Origin of the sequence: Aquimarina addita (genome assembly GCF_039539305.1) — a bacterium.
Classification (GTDB): domain Bacteria; phylum Bacteroidota; class Bacteroidia; order Flavobacteriales; family Flavobacteriaceae; genus Aquimarina; species Aquimarina addita.
The window spans coordinates 91,423-112,392 of record NZ_BAABCW010000001.1 but is presented as its reverse complement, the minus strand read 5'-3'; the positions used below and the strand labels follow the sequence as shown (position 1 = coordinate 112,392).

20 protein-coding genes are annotated in these 20,970 nt (G+C 32.9%); 15 read left to right on the top strand and 5 right to left on the bottom strand.

The annotated features are described in order from the left end of the window. Window positions 1-4: 4 nt before the first annotated feature. Window positions 5-919: a FecR family protein gene (locus ABD816_RS00525; RefSeq protein WP_344923786.1), complete on the bottom strand. Its 915-nt coding sequence runs from the start codon at window positions 917-919 to the stop codon at window positions 5-7. A gap of 65 nt (window positions 920-984) precedes the next feature. Continuing rightward, complete coding sequence (locus ABD816_RS00520) at window positions 985-1,506, bottom strand: RNA polymerase sigma factor (RefSeq protein WP_344923784.1); 522 nt, start codon at window positions 1,504-1,506, stop codon at window positions 985-987. Between the two features lie 524 nt (window positions 1,507-2,030). Here ABD816_RS00520 and ABD816_RS00515 point away from each other — a divergent pair. From ABD816_RS00515 to ABD816_RS00505, 3 genes are all read left to right on the top strand, one after another. Further along, complete coding sequence (locus ABD816_RS00515; RefSeq protein ID WP_344923782.1) at window positions 2,031-2,921, top strand: hypothetical protein; 891 nt, start codon at window positions 2,031-2,033, stop codon at window positions 2,919-2,921. Window positions 2,922-3,132: 211 nt separating this feature from the next. Beyond that, the gene (locus ABD816_RS00510) at window positions 3,133-4,584 is read left to right on the top strand and encodes a hypothetical protein (RefSeq protein WP_344923780.1); all 1,452 of its coding nucleotides are present in this window, start codon (window positions 3,133-3,135) and stop codon (window positions 4,582-4,584) included. 191 nt (window positions 4,585-4,775) lie between these two features. Then, a complete protein-coding gene (locus tag ABD816_RS00505) occupies window positions 4,776-5,168 on the top strand; it encodes an acyl-CoA thioesterase (protein WP_344923778.1) in 393 nt (130 codons plus the stop codon). Here the strand turns inward: ABD816_RS00505 and ABD816_RS00500 are convergent. The 3 genes from ABD816_RS00500 to recF form a co-directional block, all read right to left on the bottom strand. Continuing rightward, entirely contained in the window at window positions 5,154-5,450 is a 297-nt protein-coding gene (locus ABD816_RS00500) for a DciA family protein (protein ID WP_344923777.1), read from the bottom strand. The two genes, ABD816_RS00505 and ABD816_RS00500, sit on opposite strands and share 15 nt — an antisense overlap. Before the next feature lie 2 nt (window positions 5,451-5,452). Further along, window positions 5,453-5,869, bottom strand: coding sequence for a lipocalin-like domain-containing protein (locus ABD816_RS00495; RefSeq protein ID WP_344923775.1), 417 nt, complete (start codon window positions 5,867-5,869; stop codon window positions 5,453-5,455). An 84-nt stretch (window positions 5,870-5,953) separates the two neighbouring features. Beyond that, on the bottom strand, window positions 5,954-7,036 hold the full coding sequence (gene recF / locus ABD816_RS00490) for a DNA replication/repair protein RecF (RefSeq protein WP_344923773.1): 1,083 nt from the start codon (window positions 7,034-7,036) through the stop codon (window positions 5,954-5,956). Window positions 7,037-7,172: 136 nt separating this feature from the next. On the opposite strand from recF, the gene ABD816_RS00485 reads away from it, so the two are divergent. From ABD816_RS00485 to ABD816_RS00430, 12 genes are all read left to right on the top strand, one after another. Then, window positions 7,173-7,946 carry a tetratricopeptide repeat protein gene (locus tag ABD816_RS00485; protein WP_344923772.1) on the top strand — a complete coding sequence of 258 codons (774 nt, stop codon included), beginning with the start codon at window positions 7,173-7,175 and terminating at the stop codon, window positions 7,944-7,946. A 74-nt stretch (window positions 7,947-8,020) separates the two neighbouring features. Beyond that, window positions 8,021-8,518, top strand: coding sequence for a 6,7-dimethyl-8-ribityllumazine synthase (ribH, locus tag ABD816_RS00480; RefSeq protein WP_344923770.1), 498 nt, complete (start codon window positions 8,021-8,023; stop codon window positions 8,516-8,518). A gap of 156 nt (window positions 8,519-8,674) precedes the next feature. Next, window positions 8,675-8,995, top strand: coding sequence for a hypothetical protein (locus ABD816_RS00475; protein ID WP_344923768.1), 321 nt, complete (start codon window positions 8,675-8,677; stop codon window positions 8,993-8,995). Window positions 8,996-8,998: 3 nt separating this feature from the next. Beyond that, the gene (gene mutL / locus ABD816_RS00470; RefSeq protein WP_344923766.1) at window positions 8,999-10,882 is read left to right on the top strand and encodes a DNA mismatch repair endonuclease MutL; all 1,884 of its coding nucleotides are present in this window, start codon (window positions 8,999-9,001) and stop codon (window positions 10,880-10,882) included. A 6-nt stretch (window positions 10,883-10,888) separates the two neighbouring features. Then, window positions 10,889-11,641, top strand: coding sequence for a rhomboid family intramembrane serine protease (locus tag ABD816_RS00465; protein ID WP_344923763.1), 753 nt, complete (start codon window positions 10,889-10,891; stop codon window positions 11,639-11,641). Next, a complete protein-coding gene (locus tag ABD816_RS00460) occupies window positions 11,641-12,531 on the top strand; it encodes a rhomboid family intramembrane serine protease (protein ID WP_344923761.1) in 891 nt (296 codons plus the stop codon). Before ABD816_RS00465 ends, ABD816_RS00460 begins: the two co-directional genes overlap by 1 nt. Before the next feature lie 5 nt (window positions 12,532-12,536). After that, entirely contained in the window at window positions 12,537-13,553 is a 1,017-nt protein-coding gene (locus tag ABD816_RS00455) for an endonuclease/exonuclease/phosphatase family protein (RefSeq protein WP_344923759.1), read from the top strand. A gap of 38 nt (window positions 13,554-13,591) precedes the next feature. Then, window positions 13,592-14,905: an AAA family ATPase gene (locus tag ABD816_RS00450; protein WP_344923756.1), complete on the top strand. Its 1,314-nt coding sequence runs from the start codon at window positions 13,592-13,594 to the stop codon at window positions 14,903-14,905. Further along, window positions 14,906-16,135 carry a tetratricopeptide repeat protein gene (locus ABD816_RS00445; RefSeq protein WP_344923754.1) on the top strand — a complete coding sequence of 410 codons (1,230 nt, stop codon included), beginning with the start codon at window positions 14,906-14,908 and terminating at the stop codon, window positions 16,133-16,135. It abuts the gene before it with no gap. A gap of 473 nt (window positions 16,136-16,608) precedes the next feature. After that, entirely contained in the window at window positions 16,609-18,177 is a 1,569-nt protein-coding gene (locus ABD816_RS00440; RefSeq protein ID WP_344923753.1) for a hypothetical protein, read from the top strand. Window positions 18,178-18,220: 43 nt separating this feature from the next. Then, entirely contained in the window at window positions 18,221-19,345 is a 1,125-nt protein-coding gene (locus ABD816_RS00435) for a hypothetical protein (protein ID WP_344923751.1), read from the top strand. A 177-nt stretch (window positions 19,346-19,522) separates the two neighbouring features. After that, window positions 19,523-20,938 carry a vanadium-dependent haloperoxidase gene (locus ABD816_RS00430; protein ID WP_344923750.1) on the top strand — a complete coding sequence of 472 codons (1,416 nt, stop codon included), beginning with the start codon at window positions 19,523-19,525 and terminating at the stop codon, window positions 20,936-20,938. Window positions 20,939-20,970 lie beyond the last annotated feature (32 nt).

Sequence of the window (20,970 nt, the reverse complement as noted above, 5' to 3'; positions counted from 1 at the left end):
TGTATTAATTTTCTAAAACCACTATTTTGCCATCCTGAGATAGTTCATATTGTATACCTAAAGTACTAAAAACTGTTTTAAGTGCCAACTCCAAGTCATTGTTAGGAAAGGTTCCTGTATACCTAAGTTTAGTATTTATTTTTTTGCTATTGATATGTACTTCATATTGTTTTTCTAGTTGCCTGAAGACATACTGTATTGGTGTACTTCTGAAAGAACTTGTGTTATGAATCCAAGAAGGTTCAATAGCAGTGAACTCCCATTGCTCGGGTGATGTGCTGTTAATGTTTCTGTAGGCTTTGCCGGCGGTAAGAATCTTGTTATCATTTCCACTTTCTACATGTACTTTGCCCTCATAGCATACAGCTTCAAAAAATGAAGAAAGTGATTGTACATTAAATTGGGTTCCAAGAACCGATACACTTCCGTTCTTAGTCATAACGGTGAATGTGCTTCCTTTTTTTACTTTAAAATATGCTTCTCCTTCTAATTTGATAGTTCTGTTTGTATCCCAATTATCCTTATTAAAACTTGCTTCAGATTTTGCATTTAGTAGCATTTCAGAGCCATCAGGTAAGGTTACCGCGAGTTGTTCCCCGTATGTTGAGGTATATGATGATTTAGGATTTAATAAAAATAGACTAAAAATAATAGCTACAGAAGCTGCGACCGCAGCATATGGCCATAATTTGATGATAGGTTTTACTTCTTTTTTAGATGCTTTTTGGTGCTTAGATTTAATCGAATGTAATGCCTCATTTTCGTCATAATTCATTAATTGCAATGAATCCGTTCCAACTTTTATCTTCAAATAATATTCATAGTCAGGGTGTGCCTGGAAATCACGAAGTTCTTCTTCAGAAAGTTCTTCATTTATCCACCGGGATAAGAATATATCATCTTTTTTATCGTCTAACATAGTTCATGCGTATATAATAGAAACGGTTTAGTTAATAAATACCCTACCACTTAGTTTCATTTTTATTAAATATTTCCAATCTTCGCTCTAAGACTAATTAATGCCTTATGCATTAGTTTTTCAATTGCTTTAACGGAAACATCTGATAATGCAGCGATTTCCTTATATGTCTTTTTATCTATTCTGCTGAGAAGGAAAACTTCTCTTTGCCTTTCTGGTAAATCAGCAATGGCATTTTGTAATTTTTCCATAAATTCTTTTTCAAGAATAATAAATTCTGGAGACTCATTAGTGCTATCACTTTTACATTGAGTAATAAAATTATGGTATTTAAATTTGACTTTTTGATGCCTGGTGTTGCTGATTCCCATATTAGTAGCAACTGTGAATACATAGCTTTTTGCTTTTTCGAGTGGGACTTTAGTACAATTATTCCATAGTTTTATAAAGGAATCCTGAACCATATCTTCAGCTTGATCTAAATCTCCAAATTTGTAGTATAGATAACTTCTTAAAAGTTTTGCATGGCTTTTAAAGAAGGAATCAAAAACCTGTTCATCACAGGTATTGTTTTTAGGGTCAGACATTCTGAGATTGGTATTTTTTCAAATCTATATCTTTTTTTTCTTAATGTCAAAACAGTTTTGCCTGCGCATTGAGAACAAAGTGTAAAGTTTCTAATAATTGAGGTGTATACAAATAAAATAAATCTGTTGCTATGCTCACTTCTTATTCCAAACCTTATGACTTTGATAAAAATCTTTTATATGCTTTTTTGTATTAAATGTTGTAGTAACTCTTTTAGATGTAAATACTGTTATCACTATCTGATTTAATCTATAGAATTTCTTGAGCCTCTACCTTGTGTGTGGTGTATAGAATGAGGATAAGGAAGTCTTATTTCCTGATCATTGTAACTGAATGGTATTATTTTTCATCCTTAGTACTCTTGGGTCAAGGTAATTTATTTGATGAATTGATACTAAATATAACATATGTAATACTTTTTTAAATGAAAGGGGTAGGGTATTCTTTTTATATAACGTTTTACTACTGTAGAGGCACTTAAGGTTTCTTAAACTAAAAACAAATCATAATTAAAAACAGTAAAATGATGAAAAGAAATAGTATTTATTTTGTAGTGATTTTGACATTCATATTTGGATTTACTTCTTGTAATGAAGATGACACCGACGACACCGATAATGTTAATGAATGTCTGGATCTATTTTTCTCCAGAGATGGAGATTATTTATATGCAGATTTTGAAGGCAAAGATACTTTGCAGTGGTATGGGTGGTTTATTAATGGCGAATTTGTAGAAAATGAAGGTACAGATCACCAAGGAGATCATAAGTTGTCATTAGAAAATTTAGCTCCAGGAACCTATACTATTTGTTTAAATTATGAAACTCCGGAATGCCCGAGTCCGGAAGAAAATGAATTCTGTCAGGAAATTGTAATCGAGGAGAGCACTGAACCCTGTCTTGACTTGTTTTTCTCTAGAGATGGGGATTATCTGTATGCTGATTTTGAAGGTAGAGATACTTTAGAATGGTATGGATGGTTTATTGATGATGCACCTGTAGAAGATGAAGGAACAAATCATCAAGGAGATCACAAATTATCATTAGAAAACCTGACACCAGGCACTTATTCTATTTGTCTTAATTATGAAACTCCAGAGTGCCCAAGTCCAGAAGAAAATGAGTTTTGTCAGGAAATTATAATTGAAGGCAGTTGTCCAGAACTTTCTTTTGAAGCAGAACAAGACGGAGATAGTAATGCTTATTATTTTTACCCAGGAGCGTTTGATGGTATAGATGAGGTAGTTTTAGAATGGTTTGCTAATGATGAGTATATCGGGCAATCTCCAGAATTTCCACATAATAATCCGTTTTATTATCAGTTTGCTTCAGGTACTTACGAGATCTGTGTAAAAGTAGAAACACCTGATTGCCCTAACGGAACTAGTTTTTGTAAAACATTGGTACTTGAATAAGTACATAATTTAAATTATTTGGGCGAGTTCCCTGGAGGTGACAGTATGCTTTCAGGGAACTTTGTTTATACTGTGTAGAAGTATTAGATTGTAACTTGTATATTTGATCTGCAAAGAGTCTAAGGATTTAAGAGATGATTGAGTAGATATTGTTATTATAGGGTAGGGAATATCTGAGGGTAAAGCGTTATATAGATAAAGACAAACTGGTTTGAAGAGTTTAGTTAAAAACATACGATTTTTAGTATTAATAACAGTAGTGCTGATGAGTGCTTGTGTTGATGATGATTCTTCTTTTCCTAATGATAATACGGGTAGTATTACTTCAAGTAGCTCTATAGTTACAATTTTAAATAAATTTGGGACGGATGGCATAGTGTTATCAGAAGTAGAACAGTGCTTTAAGTTTGTGTATCCAATTACTTTGGGGTATAATACTACTGCAGATATCCGTATAGATTCTTATGATGGATTGTTATCTGTTATTTCCAGTCAGAGAACTAATTTTAATATTACAGGATTACAATTTCCAATTACCATACAGTTTAATAATACAAATACTTCAATCTCAATTCCTAATGAAACTAGTTTATTAATGGTATTAAAAGACTGTCAGTTTCATACATTACGAGATGAATTTGAGGCATTTTATGAAACGTGTTTTATACTCGAATATCCAACAACAGTATTTACGACTAGTGGTACTGAAATAATTTTATCGAACGATGAAGATTTTAGATTGTTTTATGGGAATCAAGAGGAAAATTATCAGCCGCTATTCAAATTTCCGTTGGACGTTTCCACAGCGCCTGATTTTAGCAAAACTACCATAGATTCTTATTTTGGTTTTTATGAAGTTTTTGAATCTTGTGAGACCTCTTGTCCACAAATTGATTTTACATCCGATGTTATAAATGCATTCAGTTTACAGTATAGTTTTGAATCTGATTTTACTTCTACAGGAGAAATAGATACATTTAACTGGTTTATAAATGATGTTTTTGTGGGTAATGGAATTTCTGATGGTCAACCTAATTTTTTATTGTATGAATTTGATAGTCCGGGTGTTTACAATGTTTGCTTGAAAACAGAATCAGAAACATGTTTTGAAGAAGTAGTTGTTTGTAATGTTATAGATGTGACTACTGCTTGTCCTGAATTAGCGTTTACTTTTGAAAATAACTTAGAAACATCATATACTTTCACTGCAGATTTTGAGGGCATAAATGATGTTATATATCAATGGATTGTAGATGAGGTGATAAAGGAAACTGATGGTGGCACTAATGGGGACAATATATATAATGAAACATTGAGTGCAGGAATGCATACTATTTGTATAGAAGCTATGACTGCATCCTGCCCAGAAGGAGCTACATTCTGTCAGGAACTATTTGTAGAGGAATGCCCAGATCTTTTCTTTGAGATTGAACAAGAAGGTAATTCTAATACTTATAACTTTTTTGCGGATTTTGATGGTGTAGGAGATGTTATCTATGAGTGGGTAATTAATGGAGATTTTATAGAACAAGACGGGGGTCAGAGTGGAGATAATACTTTTTTCTTTCAATTTGATACAGGTACTTATGAAATTTGTATAACAACAGAAACCCCGGATTGTCCTGATGGAACAGAATTTTGTAGAGAATTAATAATACCATAATCGGCATATACAAACTTATACATAGCAAGATGAACTTGTAAAATAAAAAGAATTTAATTTGTGATGGTAAAAAACCACAATTTGATAAACTCTTTTCTTTGAAATTCCGAATTTAATAATTCTTTCCATAAGCTAATGAAACCCACATTTAACAAGGCTTATTTCTGTAAATTTGTAAAAAAGTAAGCCCCATGAGATACCATACAAGAAAACTAGTGAAACCAGGAGATCTGAATCCTAATAACACCTTATTTGGAGGAAGAATGTTAGAATGGATTGATGAAGAAGCAGCATTATACGCAGTTATACAATTAGAAAGCAATCGGGTTGTAACTAAATATATGTCTGAAATTAATTTTGTAAGCTCCGCAGTGCAAGGAGATATTGTAGAAATAGGTATGGATGTAGTAAAATTTGGAAATTCTTCATTAATACTTAAATGCGAAGTAAGAAACAAATTAACAAGAAAAACGATTATTAAAGTTGATAATATCACTATGGTATATCTTGACGATCAAGGAAAACCAGCAGCACATGGAAAAACAGAAATAGAATATGTAAAAGATAGATTAGCGCAACACTAATTTTTTTATTAAGTCTCTACCTAATGTTTCATTGAGATTAGAGATAATCTTTTCTTTACCATAACTTAATTCTTCTCTTAGTACAGAAGAGGTGAGTTCTACGTATAAGGTGGTGCGATCTAGCTTGATATTTCTAGTATATTTATGGATGGCAGATCCCATGATTTGCTCCCATACATCACGCACCTCTACTTTGTCTAGTCCACTCTGTAACTTATTTTGATTGACGAAATCTTTGAGTACATCACTTATGGGTTGGTTGTCATTTTGTCTTCTTGCCATTACTATAGATCCATTTTTTTATAAGGTTTGTAAAAATAAAGATTTCCAACCTCATTTATTATGATCATTTCATTTTCTTTTGCAGAAATTATGGTTTCTTTCCATTCCATTAATGGAGTTTTATAATAGATTCTGAGACTGTCATTTTCAATTTTTAACGTAAAATTCTCCTGATCTTTAGTAGTAATGAAACCTCCATCAAATTGAGGTTGAACTTTTTTACGGAAACCTTTTAATTCGTGTATTTCAAAAAAGTCTATATTTTGGTTGAAGTTATATTGCTTTTCCAATCCTTCATGTGTAATTACTTTTTCGATTTCCCAATATCCTTCAATATAGGTAATGTAGTTCTCTGGATTAGTCTGGACACAATTGGATAGTAGTATGATACATAGTAAGTATAGTATATTTTTAGTCATTTGTATTTATATTAAAGGTATTGGGTTTTTATAAACAGATAGGAATACAAGAATAATAGAGTATTTACAACACTATATTACTGATTAGTCCAATGTAATAATTTTATAAGATTGAGAAATCTTTTTAACCACATTTTCAGTTCTATCTGCATGAGTGTCTGTAATAAAAAGTTGACCAAAATTCTGATCATCTACAAGTTTTATAATATGTTCGACACGCTGTTCATCTAACTTATCAAAAATATCATCCAGTAGTAATAATGGATGTACCTTACTTTGTTTCTTTATAAAATCAAATTGAGCTAATTTCAGAGCTATTAAAAATGATTTTTGTTGTCCCTGACTTCCAAATTTTTTAATAAGGCGACCATCAATCTCAAAAGAAAGATCATCTTTGTGAATTCCGACACTTGTGTATTGTAGCATCCTGTCTTTTGCTAAACTTTGTTCTAGAAGAGTGATTAAATTTGTTTCTGATAGTTTACTTTGGTATTGTAAAGAGACCGATTCTTTTCCTGAGCTAATCGCTTGATAGCGATCTATAAATATAGGTATGAAAATTTGCAAAAACTCTGAACGTTTTTGATGAATTAAACTACCATATTCGTTAAGTTGCTGATTGTAAATATCTAAAGTAGAAGGATCAAAAGTGTTATTAGCAGCAAAATATTTTAATAATGAGTTACGCTGTGATAAAATTTTAGAATACTTTAATAATGTAGAAAGGTAATGTGGATCACTTTGAGAGATCACACCATCTACAAATTTGCGTCTGGTGTCACTACCATCCATTATTAAATCGCGATCTGCTGGTGAGATAATGACTAATGGTAAAAAGCCAATATGTTCACTAAAAGTTTGATATGCTTTACCATTTTTTTTAATAACTTTTTTTTGCCCTCTTTTAACGCTAATAATTACTTTTTCATCTCGATCTAACTTGTTATAATGCCCCTCAACAACAAAAAAATCAGTGTCGTGTTTTATGTTTTGTGTAGTAATTGGGTTGAAATAACTTTTACCAAAAGATAAATGGTAAATAGCATCCAGAATATTGGTTTTTCCAACTCCGTTATTACCAACAAGACAATTTATCTTATCATCAAATTCGAAATTGATAGAATCAAAATTTTTGTAATTGAGTAAAGAGATGGATTTTAGAATCATAAAACACTTGTGTTCAGATGTTTGTGGCTATTCAGGAATTCACAAACAAGAAGTGCAAAATATTGAAAAATAACAAATATTTTCGCTTTTAATTATGAATAAATATTTTATTTTTGCCGTTCATTAAATTTAATTTATGGCAACTTATAAGAAACGAGGATACAAACCAAAAAATAAAGAAGAAGAGATTGAGCAGGTAGAAGATCATTCAACAACAGCAGAAGTATTCAATACCTTAGATGAAGGTGCTTCTAAAACTGAAGAGTGGGTTGCAGCAAATCAGAAATATATTTTTATTGTAGTCGGGGCTATAGCATTGATTGTATTGGGTTGGTTAGGATATGATAAGTATTTCCAGCAGCCAAAAGAACAAGAAGCTTCTAATGAGATTTTTGTAGCGCAGCAATATTTTGATCAGGCAGTAAATGGAACAGGAGTAGTTACTGATTCTTTATATACATTAGCATTAAATGGAGCAGATGGTAAATACGGATTTTTGGAAATTATCGAAAATTACGGTGGAACAGATGCCTCAAACCTGGCAAATTATTATGCTGGATTTTCATACCTTAATATGAATAAATATGAAGAAGCTATAAAGTATCTTTCTGCATTTGATAGTGATGATAAGATTTTAGGAGCTTTAGCATTAGGAGGAATTGGTGATGCATATGCACAACAAGACAAGATGGAAGATGCGCTTGGCTTTTATGAAAAAGCTGCTAACACAGAGGCTAACGAATTTACAACTCCAAAATTTTTGTTGAAATCAGCTATTACCGCTATCGATTTAGGAAAGGCAGATATTGCAATTACATATTTAGAAAGAATAAAGGAAGAGTTTTCTAAGAGTACAGAGGCTAATCAGGTAGATGTACATCTAGGTAGAGCACAAGGAATGTCAAAATAGTTTTGGGTTTATACAGGTTGTTGAGTTGTAATTATACACTTACTCCTTATACTTAGTACTTATAACTTATTAGTATGGCTACAGAAAATAAAAATTTATCAGAATACGATAAATCAACGATCCCAGACGCGAAGAATTTTCGGTTTGGGATTGTTGTTTCAGAATGGAATGACACAATAACAGAAGGTCTTTTTCAAGGAGCTTTTGATGCACTACTGGATTGTGGGGCTCTGAAAGATAATATTGTACGCTGGAATGTTCCCGGGAGTTTTGAATTGATCTATGGTTGCAAAAAAATGCAACAAGCTTATGATATGTTAGATGCCATAATTGCTATCGGAAGCGTAATTCAGGGAGAAACTAAGCATTTTGATTTTGTGTGTGATGGTGTAACCCAAGGAATTAAAGATCTGAATATACAGCATGATATTCCTGTGATTTTTTGTGTATTAACTGATAATACTATCCAGCAATCTATTGATCGTTCTGGTGGTAAACATGGGAATAAAGGAACCGAAGCAGCGATAGCCGCTATAAAAATGGCTCAATTGAGAAAAGACGCTAAGTTTTAATAAATAGATAACTTTTGTGTTGCAAGATATCAGGTAAAAGTCATCTATAACTCAATTTTTTATTTATTCTGTAAAAACGGCACCATCCTTGCTATTCATAATTACAGTGTTATTGTCATGCTAAAAGCGGTAGATTATAATGCATTTTAAGTATATTTGGATAATACAAAAAGAAAGGAACAAGTCGTGAAGTTAAGTATCCCAAAAAGAAAAATCAATAGAAGATATAATTACACTCCTCGTTATTATAAAGGAAAGAGTGATGGTAATATTTATGATTTCGAAAATAGAATTACAAAATACAGGGAAACAACTAATGCCATCGATTTTGGAGCACAATGGAGCGAGGATAGAAAAGCAAGTCGCAACAGAGGAAATCGTTCCATCAATAAAAGAGTTATTTATATAGCGATGATATTGATTTTTATCTTTTTGTACTTAATAGATTTTGATTTATCCATATTTACTGCGCGATAATACATGTCAGATATCATCCAACTATTACCGGATCACGTAGCTAATCAGATTGCTGCCGGAGAGGTAGTGCAACGACCATCTTCTGTAGTTAAGGAGTTATTAGAAAATGCGATTGATGCCGGAGCTGTCCATATAAAATTAGTGGTTAAAGAAGCTGGTAAAACATTGATACAAGTGATTGATAACGGTATCGGTATGAGCGTTACAGATGCCAGATTAAGTTTTGAACGTCATGCCACTTCTAAAATTAAAAGTGCAGAAGATCTTTTTCAATTAAGTACCAAGGGTTTTAGAGGGGAGGCTTTAGCATCTATTGCTGCTATTGCTCATGTAGAATTAAAGACCAGGCAAGATGCTGATGAGGTAGCAACTGAAATTAAAATAGAAGGTAGCGAGGTGATCTCACAAGAAGCATGTGTAGCACCTAAGGGAACAGCTATTTGCGTAAAAAACTTGTTTTATAATATTCCTGCACGACGTAATTTCCTGAAATCTAATACCGTAGAGTTAAGACATATTATCGATGAATTCCATCGTGTAGCCATGGTGCACTCAGATATTAAGTTTGATATGTATCATAATGGCAGCGAGGTGTTTAGTTTGCCTGCCTCTAATCATAGACAACGAATTGTACATATTTTTGGAGGGAAAACGAATGAAAAATTAGTTCCGGTAACAGAAGAAACAGATTTGGTGAGTATAAAAGGTTTTGTAGGAAAACCAGAGTATGCAAAACGAACACGAGGAGAGCAGTTCTTCTTTGTCAATAATCGATTTATAAAAAGTGCATATCTCAACCATGCAGTGAGTTCTGCTTTTGAAGGGTTACTGCATCAAAAAGCGCATCCCAGTTATTTTATATATCTGAGTGTAGATCCTAAATCCATAGATATAAATATTCATCCTACTAAAACAGAAATTAAGTTTGATGATGAACATGCCTTGTATGCGATGTTGCGCTCTACTATAAAACATAGCCTGGGGCAGTTTAATGTGGCACCCGTACTTGATTTTAATAGGGATTCATCTATGGATACACCTTATGAATATAAAGGTAAAGCTGCTCAGGTACCCAAAATTGAAATCGATAGAACATTTAATCCTTTTAAGGAAGAAAACACTTCAGAGAAGGAGGGTACTACATCAAGATCTAATTTTAAAGACTATAAAAAAGAAACAAGTGGTACTTGGGAAAATTTATATGTTGGTTTGGACACAAAAGATATAGTGACCACATCACCTATAGAAAGTGATTTTTCTACGGTAGCTTTTGAAAGTGCAGAAGTAACAGGTTCTTTGTTTACAGGAGATAAACAGTCAGAATTAGCGCATAACATTACGTATCAATTACGACGTAAATATATTGTTACGACAATCAAAAGTGGTATGGTAATCATTAATCAGCATCGCGCACATCAGCGAATCTTATATGAAGAAATGCTTCGTAATATAACAATGGCAAGTGCTGTAAGTCAACAACTGTTATTTCCTTTAGAGCTTTCATTTTCTAAACAGGAAATCGCATTATTGGAGACTGTAAAAGAACAGTTGGAGAATACTGGGTTTGTGTTTGAGAAATTAGCTGAAGAAGAAGTAGTTATTAATGGTATTCCTGCAGTGACAACAGATAGTGAAGTTGCGGTTTTATTAGAGCAATTGATTAGTGATATGGAACATGAGCTACCTGATAGTGGTTTTTCACAAACAGATTTGTTAGCTCGTTCCATTGCCAGTAGCGTAGCAGTAAGGACAGGAGTAGAGCTGGCAAAAGAGCAACAACAGCACATGGTAAATAGTCTGTTTGCTTGTACAGAGCCTACAGTAACACCAGATAATAAGCCGACATTCATCACGTTAACAGTAGATGATATAGATAAAAAATTTTAAATATAAATGGGTAGAATTACAGATACAGTAAAGACTTTATTGATCATCAATGTGATCTTTTTTGTAGGATCTATTTCATTGGGAGAAGCAGGGTATAAATTATTTGCTTTGTGGTTTCCTATGAATGATAGTTTTCAGATATGGCAAATTGTGACGCATATGTTTATGCATAGTCAGCAATCCATAACGCATATTTTATTTAATATGCTTTTACTATATATGTTTGGTAGTCAGGTAGAAAATATAATAGGACAAAAGAAGTTTTTGTTTTTATATTTTTCTGCAGGTTTGGGAGCGTTAGGTTTACAGATTTTATTTCATTATATACAGTTCTTACCAGGGTATCAAAGTTTTCTGGAAGCTGGTTTCGCAAAAAATGAAGTTTTAGAATTTTTAAGAACAGGAAGTTACAGTACTAAGGTTTTGCAGTTTACCACAGAAGATAGCATTAGTGCGATGTATAAATCATATTATAGTAATATGGTTGGTGCCTCTGGAGCTGTATCGGGTATTATAGCTGCTTTTGGTATTTTATATTGGAATCAGCCACTACGTATGTTATTTATTCCTTTTCCGGTAAAAGCGAAATATTTAATGGCTTTTTATTTTATACCAGATGTATTAGGTGGAATATCAAGTTTTAGTGTTTATGGAATGAGTAATATTGCACACTGGGCTCATATAGGAGGAGCTATTATTGGGTTTGCAACTATGTGGTATTGGAAAAAGAATTCGTTTAATAAAAATCGTTGGTACTAATGTCATTTAAAGATACATTAAAATTAAAATATCAAACGGCTACCGCAATAGAAAAGTTAATTGCGATTAATGTGCTGGCATTTGTGTTTTTTGGCATTATTTCAGCAATGGCATCCTTAATGCGATGGAACTTTAATTTTGTAACAGAATGGTTAGTTTTCTTTAGCGATCTGGATCAATATTGGTACAAGCCCTGGACTATTATTACTTATGCTTTCTTACATGCCGGTTTAGGTCATATTTTTTTTAATATGTTGATCCTTTACTTTTCCGGAAGATATTTTTTAAATTTTTTCACAGGCAAAAATGCATGGACAGTTTATTTTTTAGGAGGTATTTGTGGAGCGCTTTTATTTATGGTGTCATACGCATTATTTCCAGCACTAACCACAAAAAATGCCTATTTAATAGGAGCCTCTGCATCGGTTATGGCGGTATTAATTGCTGTAGCTACAAAAGTTCCTAATCTAGGAATACGATTAATGTTTATCGGATCTGTAAAATTCTGGCATATCGCTGCTTTTTTTGTAGTACTCGACCTTGTTCAGATTAACCCGGATAGTGCAGGAACACATTTTGCTCATCTTGGAGGTGCTATTTTTGGATATGTGTATGCAAGTCAGCTTGCAAAAGGTAAAAATATAGGTGCCGGTTTTGAGAACATGATGGACTGGGTTGTAACCTTATTTGAACCCAAAAAGAAAAGCCCTTTACGTACAGTTCATAAAGCAAAAAAAACAAGGAGTACAACTCCAAAAAGTAAGAAAACTGTTTCTACAAAAAATCCTAATCAAGCAGAAATAGATGCAATTCTTGATAAGATTAGTAAGAGTGGATATGATAGTTTAACTCAAAAAGAAAAAGATTTTTTGTTTAAAGCAGGTAAATAGAAATAATGAGAAAGCTTACTAATAAGATTATTTTTCTGATCAATTCCCTGTTGGCTTTTGTCTTATTGCTTTCTTATTTGCTCCCTTATGTTTCACCGCAAACATTCCCTTTATTATCTGTATTGAGTCTCGCCGTACCAATTTTGATTCTAATTAATGTTTTATTTTTAATCTATTGGGCAGTACAGTTGAATCGTAGATTATTAGTATCCTTGATTGTATTAATATTAGGTATTTCTCATGTTACTTCTTTGTATAAATTGCAAGGAAAAACATCTGATGAAGCATCGGGTGTATTGTCGTTCTTAAGTTATAATGTACATAGTTTTAATCGTTTTCACTGGATTGATTCTGAGACGATACCACAAGATATTTCCAGCTTGGTAAAAGAACAAGATCCAACTATTTTTTGTGCACAGGAGTATTATAATAATCCAGATATAGATTTTGATCAATATCCACATAAACATGAGTATTTTAATCGCAATCATGGAGAACTGGCATTAGTTATTTTTTCTAAATATCCATTGTTGAATAGGGGATCTTTAAGTTTTGAGAATACAGCTAATAATGTGATTTTTGCAGATGTGATTACACCTACTGATACTCTTAGGATATATAACGTGCACTTACAATCTCATAAAATAAGCGATGTTGCAAGTGGTAGGATGAAAGAAAATTCACAAAAATTATTAAAACGTATTCAGTTTTCATTTAAAATACAACAAATACAAGCAGAGCAGTTAATTGATCATATGAAGCTATCTCCGTATAAGAATATTGTGATGGGGGACTTTAATAATACGGCCTATTCTTATGTCTACGATAAAATAACATCAGAAAACCTTCAGGATACTTTTAGGGAAGCGGGGAGTGGTTTTGGAAAAACTTTTGAGTTTCAGTTTTTTCCGGCAAGAATAGATTATATATTAGTGCCATACGAGGCAGAAGTATTAGAATTTACTACGTTTAAAGATGAACTTTCTGATCACTACCCTATATTTTCAAAGATAAAACTTTAATTTTATCACTTTCATAATAACAATAACAAGCGAATTCAATGAGCAAAGACTTTATAGATGATCTATTGGAAGCACTTTCATTTTCTCCAGATAATATACCGTTAAGACTAAGGATTGCAAAATCATATCTAGATAGAAGTAATTACCCTCTTGCAGAAGAACAATATGTAGAAGTGTTAAAATTAAACGGGGCGAGTACAGAGGCTAAATTCGGACTGGCACAATGTTATTTTAGGCTAGAGAAAACAGCAGCTGCAGAAATTATTTTAGAAGAGTTGATATCCTATGATCCTACAGAAATTGAATACTTAGAATTATTGTGTTATTGCCACTTACAAGAAGATAATATTGTAGAAGCTAAAGAAACATATCAACAACTATTAAGTCTGGATAAAACCTATCAAAATGCTGATTTTGATAAGGTTTTACGATTACAAACCACAAATGAAGATGCAGGAGATTTTATAGATGAAGATGCAGTACAGTTTCTTAAAAAACCAACTATCAATTTTGCTGATGTTGGAGGCATGGATGAGGTAAAGAATCAAATCTCTCTTAAGATTATTAAGCCTTTAGAACATAAAGATCTGTATAAAGCGTATGGTAAAAAGATCGGTGGAGGTATTTTGTTATATGGACCTCCCGGGTGTGGTAAAACCCATTTGGCAAGAGCCACAGCTGGAGAGATCAATGCTAATTTTATTAGTATAGGGATTAATGATATTTTAGATATGTGGATTGGCAGTAGTGAGCAGAATTTACACGAAATCTTTGAAACAGCCAGACAAAATACACCTTGTGTTATTTTTATCGATGAGATTGATGCATTAGGGGCTAATCGCAGTGATATGAATAAATCTGCGGGTAGAAATGTAATCAATCAGTTTCTTGCAGAGTTAGATGGTATTGAAAGTGATAATGATGGTATATTGGTACTGGGCGCTACCAATACTCCTTGGCATTTAGATCCGGCATTTAGAAGACCAGGTCGATTTGATAGAATTATATTTGTTTCTCCCCCGGATCTCAGTGCAAAAACAGCTATTTATGAGATCATGCTAAAAGATAAACCAGTGGATAAGATCGACCATAAGGCATTGGCAAAAGCAGCTAAAGAGTTTTCTGGTGCCGATATACTAGCTTCTATAGATGTAGCCATTGAACAAAAATTAATGCAGTCGTTTAGCGATGGAATCCCTAAGCCATTAACAACAAAAGATATTCTGAAAGCTATAAAATCAATAAAGCCTAGTACAAAAGAATGGTTTACAACATCTAAAAATTATGCTTTGTATGCCAATGACTCGGGATTATATGATGAGATATTGTCTTATCTGAAAATTAAAAAATAAATGGAGAATGTATTTTTTGAAAGGGGTTTTCAACTTTTTCAGGTACGGAAGTACGCAGAGGCATTAAAATCACTACAAGAGGGTTTGCAAAGAGAGCCTGAGCATTATACGGCAAAGAGTTTAGTAGTGCGCTGTTTTGTAGAACTCAAAGAATACAAAAAAGCAGAAGAACTAAATGAACGTCTGATCTCACAATATCCTATTGAGGATGAGTTGTTTTTTAATAGGTCTTCACTAGCATTGCAACGTGATGATATTAAGACAGCATTAGCTGCTATTACAGAAGCTATCGTATTAGACCCTTATAATGCAGATTATTTTGGGTATAAAGGATATATTCTTTTGGGAGAAAAGGAGTATATAGAAAGTCTTTCATCTGCTGATGAAGGGCTGGCATTAGATCCTAATAACGTACTGGCGCTCAATGTAAGAGCACAGGCATTGACAAAATTGAACAGAAAGGAAGAAGCACAGGAAACTATCGGCAATACATTGCATCAGGATCCTGAAGGAAGCTTTTCTCACGCTAGTGTAGGATGGGTGCAGCTGGAACAAGGCAATTATAAAGATGCCATGAATCATTTTAAGGAATCTCTGAAAAGTGATCCTACTTCGAGATATGCGCAGAACGGAATGCTGGAGGCGATCAAAGCAAAGAATTTTGTATATCGATCTTATTTAAAATATGCTTTTTGGATTTCTAATATGAAAACTAAAAATCAATGGTTTTTTATTATAGGGATTTATTTGGTATATCGATTTTTAGTAAAAGCTGTAGAATTTACTGAATATCCATATTTGGTAATATTGATCATTGTTCCCTATCTATTATTTGCATTAGGAGGGTGGATTATTGGTCCGTTATCCAGTATGATTTTGTTATTTCATTCACACGGAAAGTTTTTACTGGATACAAAAGATAAAGCATCCGGACTATTGTTTTTCTCGTGTGTATTGCTCGCAGTAGTATGCACAGCATTGTTTTTTGGACTTGGGTATGAAGTGTTTTTATTAATTGTTGTTTCAGCATTATGCGCTATTATACCATTAACCCAAGGAGTTTTGATTGAGAAAAAATCCTCTAAACTGATAAGCCTGGGAATAGGAGGAGTAATTCTTCTTGCTGGGTTAATAGGTCCCCTATTTCATGAAGACCTTTATTTTCTGGGAATGATTTCTATCATTGGCCTGGTAGCGTATACGTGGATTGGAAATTTTTTAAAGAATTAAGATCTAATACTTAGCTTATCATCTAGCAAATTATATATACCAGTATCTATTGATTAAAAATTTGATTGTTATCGCTTTTTCTGGATCTCATACATTTATTTCGTTGCAAGTTGTTGCATTATATTTATTGAACAAAAAAGGTCATTCACTGAATAAAAGAGGTCATTCACTGAATATTATTTTCAAAAAGATAAATTTTTGTTAACTAATTATAAGTGTTTTAACACGTTTTTTATTTTGTAACTGATTCTTTTTTAGTTAGTAAGGATTTTTTAACTCGTAGCAGTGGTGGTTAAAAAATAAAATAACGTTATCTACGATCCATTTTAACAAAACAATATACCAATAATACTTTTCGTTCTTTAACTCAGAATTGTCTACATGAGACTCTGATAACCTAACTTTTTAAACGTTATAGCAACTATGTTTGAAAGTATTTGAATAAACAATAACCTGCATTAACCAACTACACAATGAATTTTTATTATAGAAAAAGTGTTATACAATTGACACTTAAAAGCATTATGATCTTAGCAATCTGTATGCAAACAGGATGTTATTCCTATAAATGGAATGATACTCGAAGCCAAAAAAACACAAGTTCTCCCGAGATTATACGTTCGTTTTTTGACCAATTTCCTGATAAAATAATGAGAATAAAGGCCATTAGCCCAAGTGATAGCTATAGGTATGATGCCTGGGAAAAGGATGAGGTATTTGCCAAAGATAGTCTAGCCATACATTTTGATATAGTAGAACTAAAGTTAAAGGATATGATGCCAGAAGGCACAATTATGGTTGACTTTACTTTCCAAGATGGAAAAGGAAATAAAGTAATGGTTCCTGATTTTGATTTATTACGTTTAGTTCCATCATTCGACGCACAAGGAGAACATTGTTATCCAGAGTTATTAATGGAAGAGTTTAATAGATATGGAGTGAGTTTACGAAAAGAATTTGATGAGTTTAAAATAGTCAAAGGAAAATCATCGTCTGATAAGTATAAAGAAGCTCTAGATAGAGTACACCGTGCCAGTATCACAAATGGTTGTTTATCTGCGGGGAAATGGGAGTTCAATCTAAACTCAGAAGATTTTTCTGATTTTAGTAAACGTTTGCATAGCGCTGTGAACTATAATCAATCAAAGATTTTTGCTCATACATGGTTTTTGTTGGATACCTCTTTCTATCAAAATTTAGTCAAGTTTAAAAACCCTGATCTGGATGTTAAGGGATTTGATGTCGCTGGATTTGACTATAACAAATTGTCAAAAAAGTCAGAAGAAGTAATAATTGATTTTAATACATTAAGAAATCCTATCAAGAAAATTTGGAATACTAAAATGCTAGAAGTAGGTCATCAGTCTGAAAGGCAGATTGAATTATTAGATATGGAAGAGCATTACAAAATTGAATATGGGTTATTCCTGAACCAAGATCCTCTTAGTTTATCCAGAGAAACCTATAAAAGTATTTTAGATCCAAAAAAGCAACCTATTCATTTGGCTCAGTTTAGAGATGAAGGCTTTTATTCTCCTTCTACAGCTCTATCTTTTGATATGAATTGGTTGCAATATCTTGATACAATATCAGTAAGTGCTGTAGATGTTGCAACAACAGATTGCTTGAGCGAAATACAAATTACCGGAAAATGGGCTCCATTTGCCATTACAATTACAAATATCGATCTAGCACAAATACAAGAACAAAAATTATACGGATTGCATTTTGGTTTTAATGTGTATCCCAAAGGTCGACGCTATAATCCAGCACAACCTACTATATCATTTGATACCGATTTAATGCCTAGAGAGTATGAGCAATCTGTGCTCATGACTGACACCAAAACAGGTAAATGGGTTGATAATTTTAAGAAAGGATTAAGTAAAGTATATATTACCTGCCCAACTTTAGAAAAAGATGTTTTAGACATTTATTTAATTTCTTATGAACGTATTGTGCCTTTATGGATGGGACGTGTTAAGTTACCTAAACAATTAAGAGAAAAAGTACGTATAAGAAACCAAATGTATAACTATTAATAAGAGTTCAACCACAACTTAACTCAACCACAATTTAACAATAATGAGAAATCACATTTTTATGATCACGGGTATGCTGTGTTTATTTTTTATAAAAACAGAAGCTCAAAGTTCATTAAAAAGGTTAAAACAAACAAATCGCTTCCACTATTTACAAACCAATTTACACGTTGGATATCTTAGTGAGACTGAACAATTTGATTTATCCACATCAGGACCTAAGAATAGATTAGTTTATCAGTATTTGGCTAAAAATCAACGGCTTCTACAAAAGGGTTATGTGCGTTCTGTAGCTTTGAGTTCTTTTAGATCAAGATTTTCGTTGGATTTTATAGGAAGTTTAAACGATGACTCTTTCTTTACTTATCAACTAAAATTACAGAATTTAGGGTTGTCATTTGCTACAAAATGGGATCGTACTAGTTTTTTTGTTGGATATTCTAATATTAAGCTTGGACATAACCCCAAAATAGATCCTGTCACTGATTTTACAGCCAATGTTTTAAACTTGGATCTAGGGTTTACCCAAGATTTGGGTGTCTCATTTAAAACAGCAATATCACAAAAATATGATTTTGAAGCTGCATTATATACAGGTGGTTTATTGGCAGGGCCCTTAATAAGTTATGCTCCAGATTTAAATGCTGAGCAGAGAATGGGTAGAGATACTTTTGAGTTTATTGATCCGCAGTATACAATGTCTTGGCTCGGTACCTCTAGAATAGGATCCCCTTTGTTTAAATCCTTTGAATATGGACTTATTGCGATGGCAGGAAAAGTAGGAGAGGGAATTGAGGAAAGGTATCTAACACGAATTGGAGCAGATGTTGTAAAAAAAATAAAGGAAAAATTTAAGTTTGAAAGTCAGGTGTATGGAGGTATCAGTTCTTACAAAATAAGAAATGATAGTTTTGACATAGCTTTACAAAATAACATAGAATTTTATATTAAAAGTACATTTATTCTCAGTACTTCTAATGCTGTTTTATTCGGAATGCCCGATAATGAAGACCGTACAGTAACGAAAGGAAACCTAGTAAATAGCTTCTCTTATGTAGTTTCTCCTCATACCAGAGTTCGATTAAATCATTTTTACAATTATGGTAATCTAATCAATGAAAATTGGGGGATAACCTTCCAGTTAGTAACCGGAATCGGAAAGAGATAATAACGCTTTTAAACTATAAACGTGCACGAATCAAAAAGTTAACAATCAATATATTGAAAAACAGTCTCTTAGAGTAATAAATCCAACGAATATATGCTAATAATTTTACCCTTTTCAACTTAAATTTTTAACACAAACAAGAGATACTTACTCTCTAAAACCTAACTTAATTACATTATGAAAAAAATGAAATTTACCTGGATACTTTTTGTATCCGCAACGTTCTTGATATTACAATCATGTGCTACAGAAGAATTTGAATCAGAAGTATTAGAAAAAGATCTAGAAATTGAAGATACGGATGATAAAAGACCAGAGGTTTCGCGATCTAATAGTAATCTTATTATAGAATGGAGCGACATGCTTCTGGAATTAGACCGTCAGGCAACCGGAATGAGACCTAATGCGACTGCAAGAGCTTTGGCATACATTCATTTGGCGACTTATGAGACTGTAGTAGTTAATATGAATGGGTATACTTCTAATAGTGCTCGTTTAGACGGGCTTACAATTAATAGAGCCCCCAGAAATATTGATCCACTTATTGCTTTAAATGCATGCTATGCAAGAGTTTTGGATCATTTTATCTATAATGTTCCAGAAAATAGTTCTAGAGCAATAAGAGGTTTAGAGGTTAGAAAAGAAAGAGAATTGTCATCCAGATTGTCTAGACGGTTAGTACAGGATTCTAAGAGGTGGGGGCAGTATATTGCTAGTACTATCATCGATTATAGCAAGACTGATATAGCAGCAGAAGAACAAATTCTTGCGCCTCAACCTACGTCTTATGAACCTCCCGTAGGAGCAGGTTTCTGGACCTATAGTGCAGCGCAAGAACGAGCGTTGTTTCCATATTGGTCTGAGGTTCGTACTTTTGTAATTTCTCCAGAAGAAACCACTTCAGTACCCCCTGTAGATCAATATAGTGCTGCTCCAGAAAGTGGTTATTATCAACAGATGTTAGAAGTGTATGATGTTAGTACAAAAGCAGCCGCAGAAAATAATGATGACTTATGGATTGCAGAGTTTTGGTCTGATGATGTAGAAGGATTAATGATGAGTCCACCAGGAAGACAAATTTCTATAGCTTCACAGATTATTGATGAGTATAATCTTGATCTTCAAGAATCCTTAGTATTACTACTTAAATTAGGTTTTTCACTTAATGATGCTGCTGTCTCCACGTGGGATGATAAATATAAGTACATGGTGATGCGTCCTAATGTATATATTCAGGAATATATAAATGCTGATTATCAAACTAATCTATTTAAATTTATTTATTGGCCTAATCCTAGTTTTCCGGGATATCCTTCAGGACATTCTTCTTTTGCTTCAGCCGCAGCCGGCCTATTCATAGATTTAGTTGGAGATGCGACAGACTTTACCGATAATTCTCATAAAGGGACTACAGAGTTTTTAGGAACACCAAGACAGTTTGCTTCTTTTTCGGAAATGGCAGAAGAAAATGCGTTCTCCAGAATACCATTAGGTGTTCATATACGGATGGATTGTACAGAGGGATTGCGATTAGGATATGAAATATCTAATGCTGTTAATGCATTGAATTTATCAGACAATAACTCACTTTAATAAATTATTAAATAAAAAACTCTATAACAGTA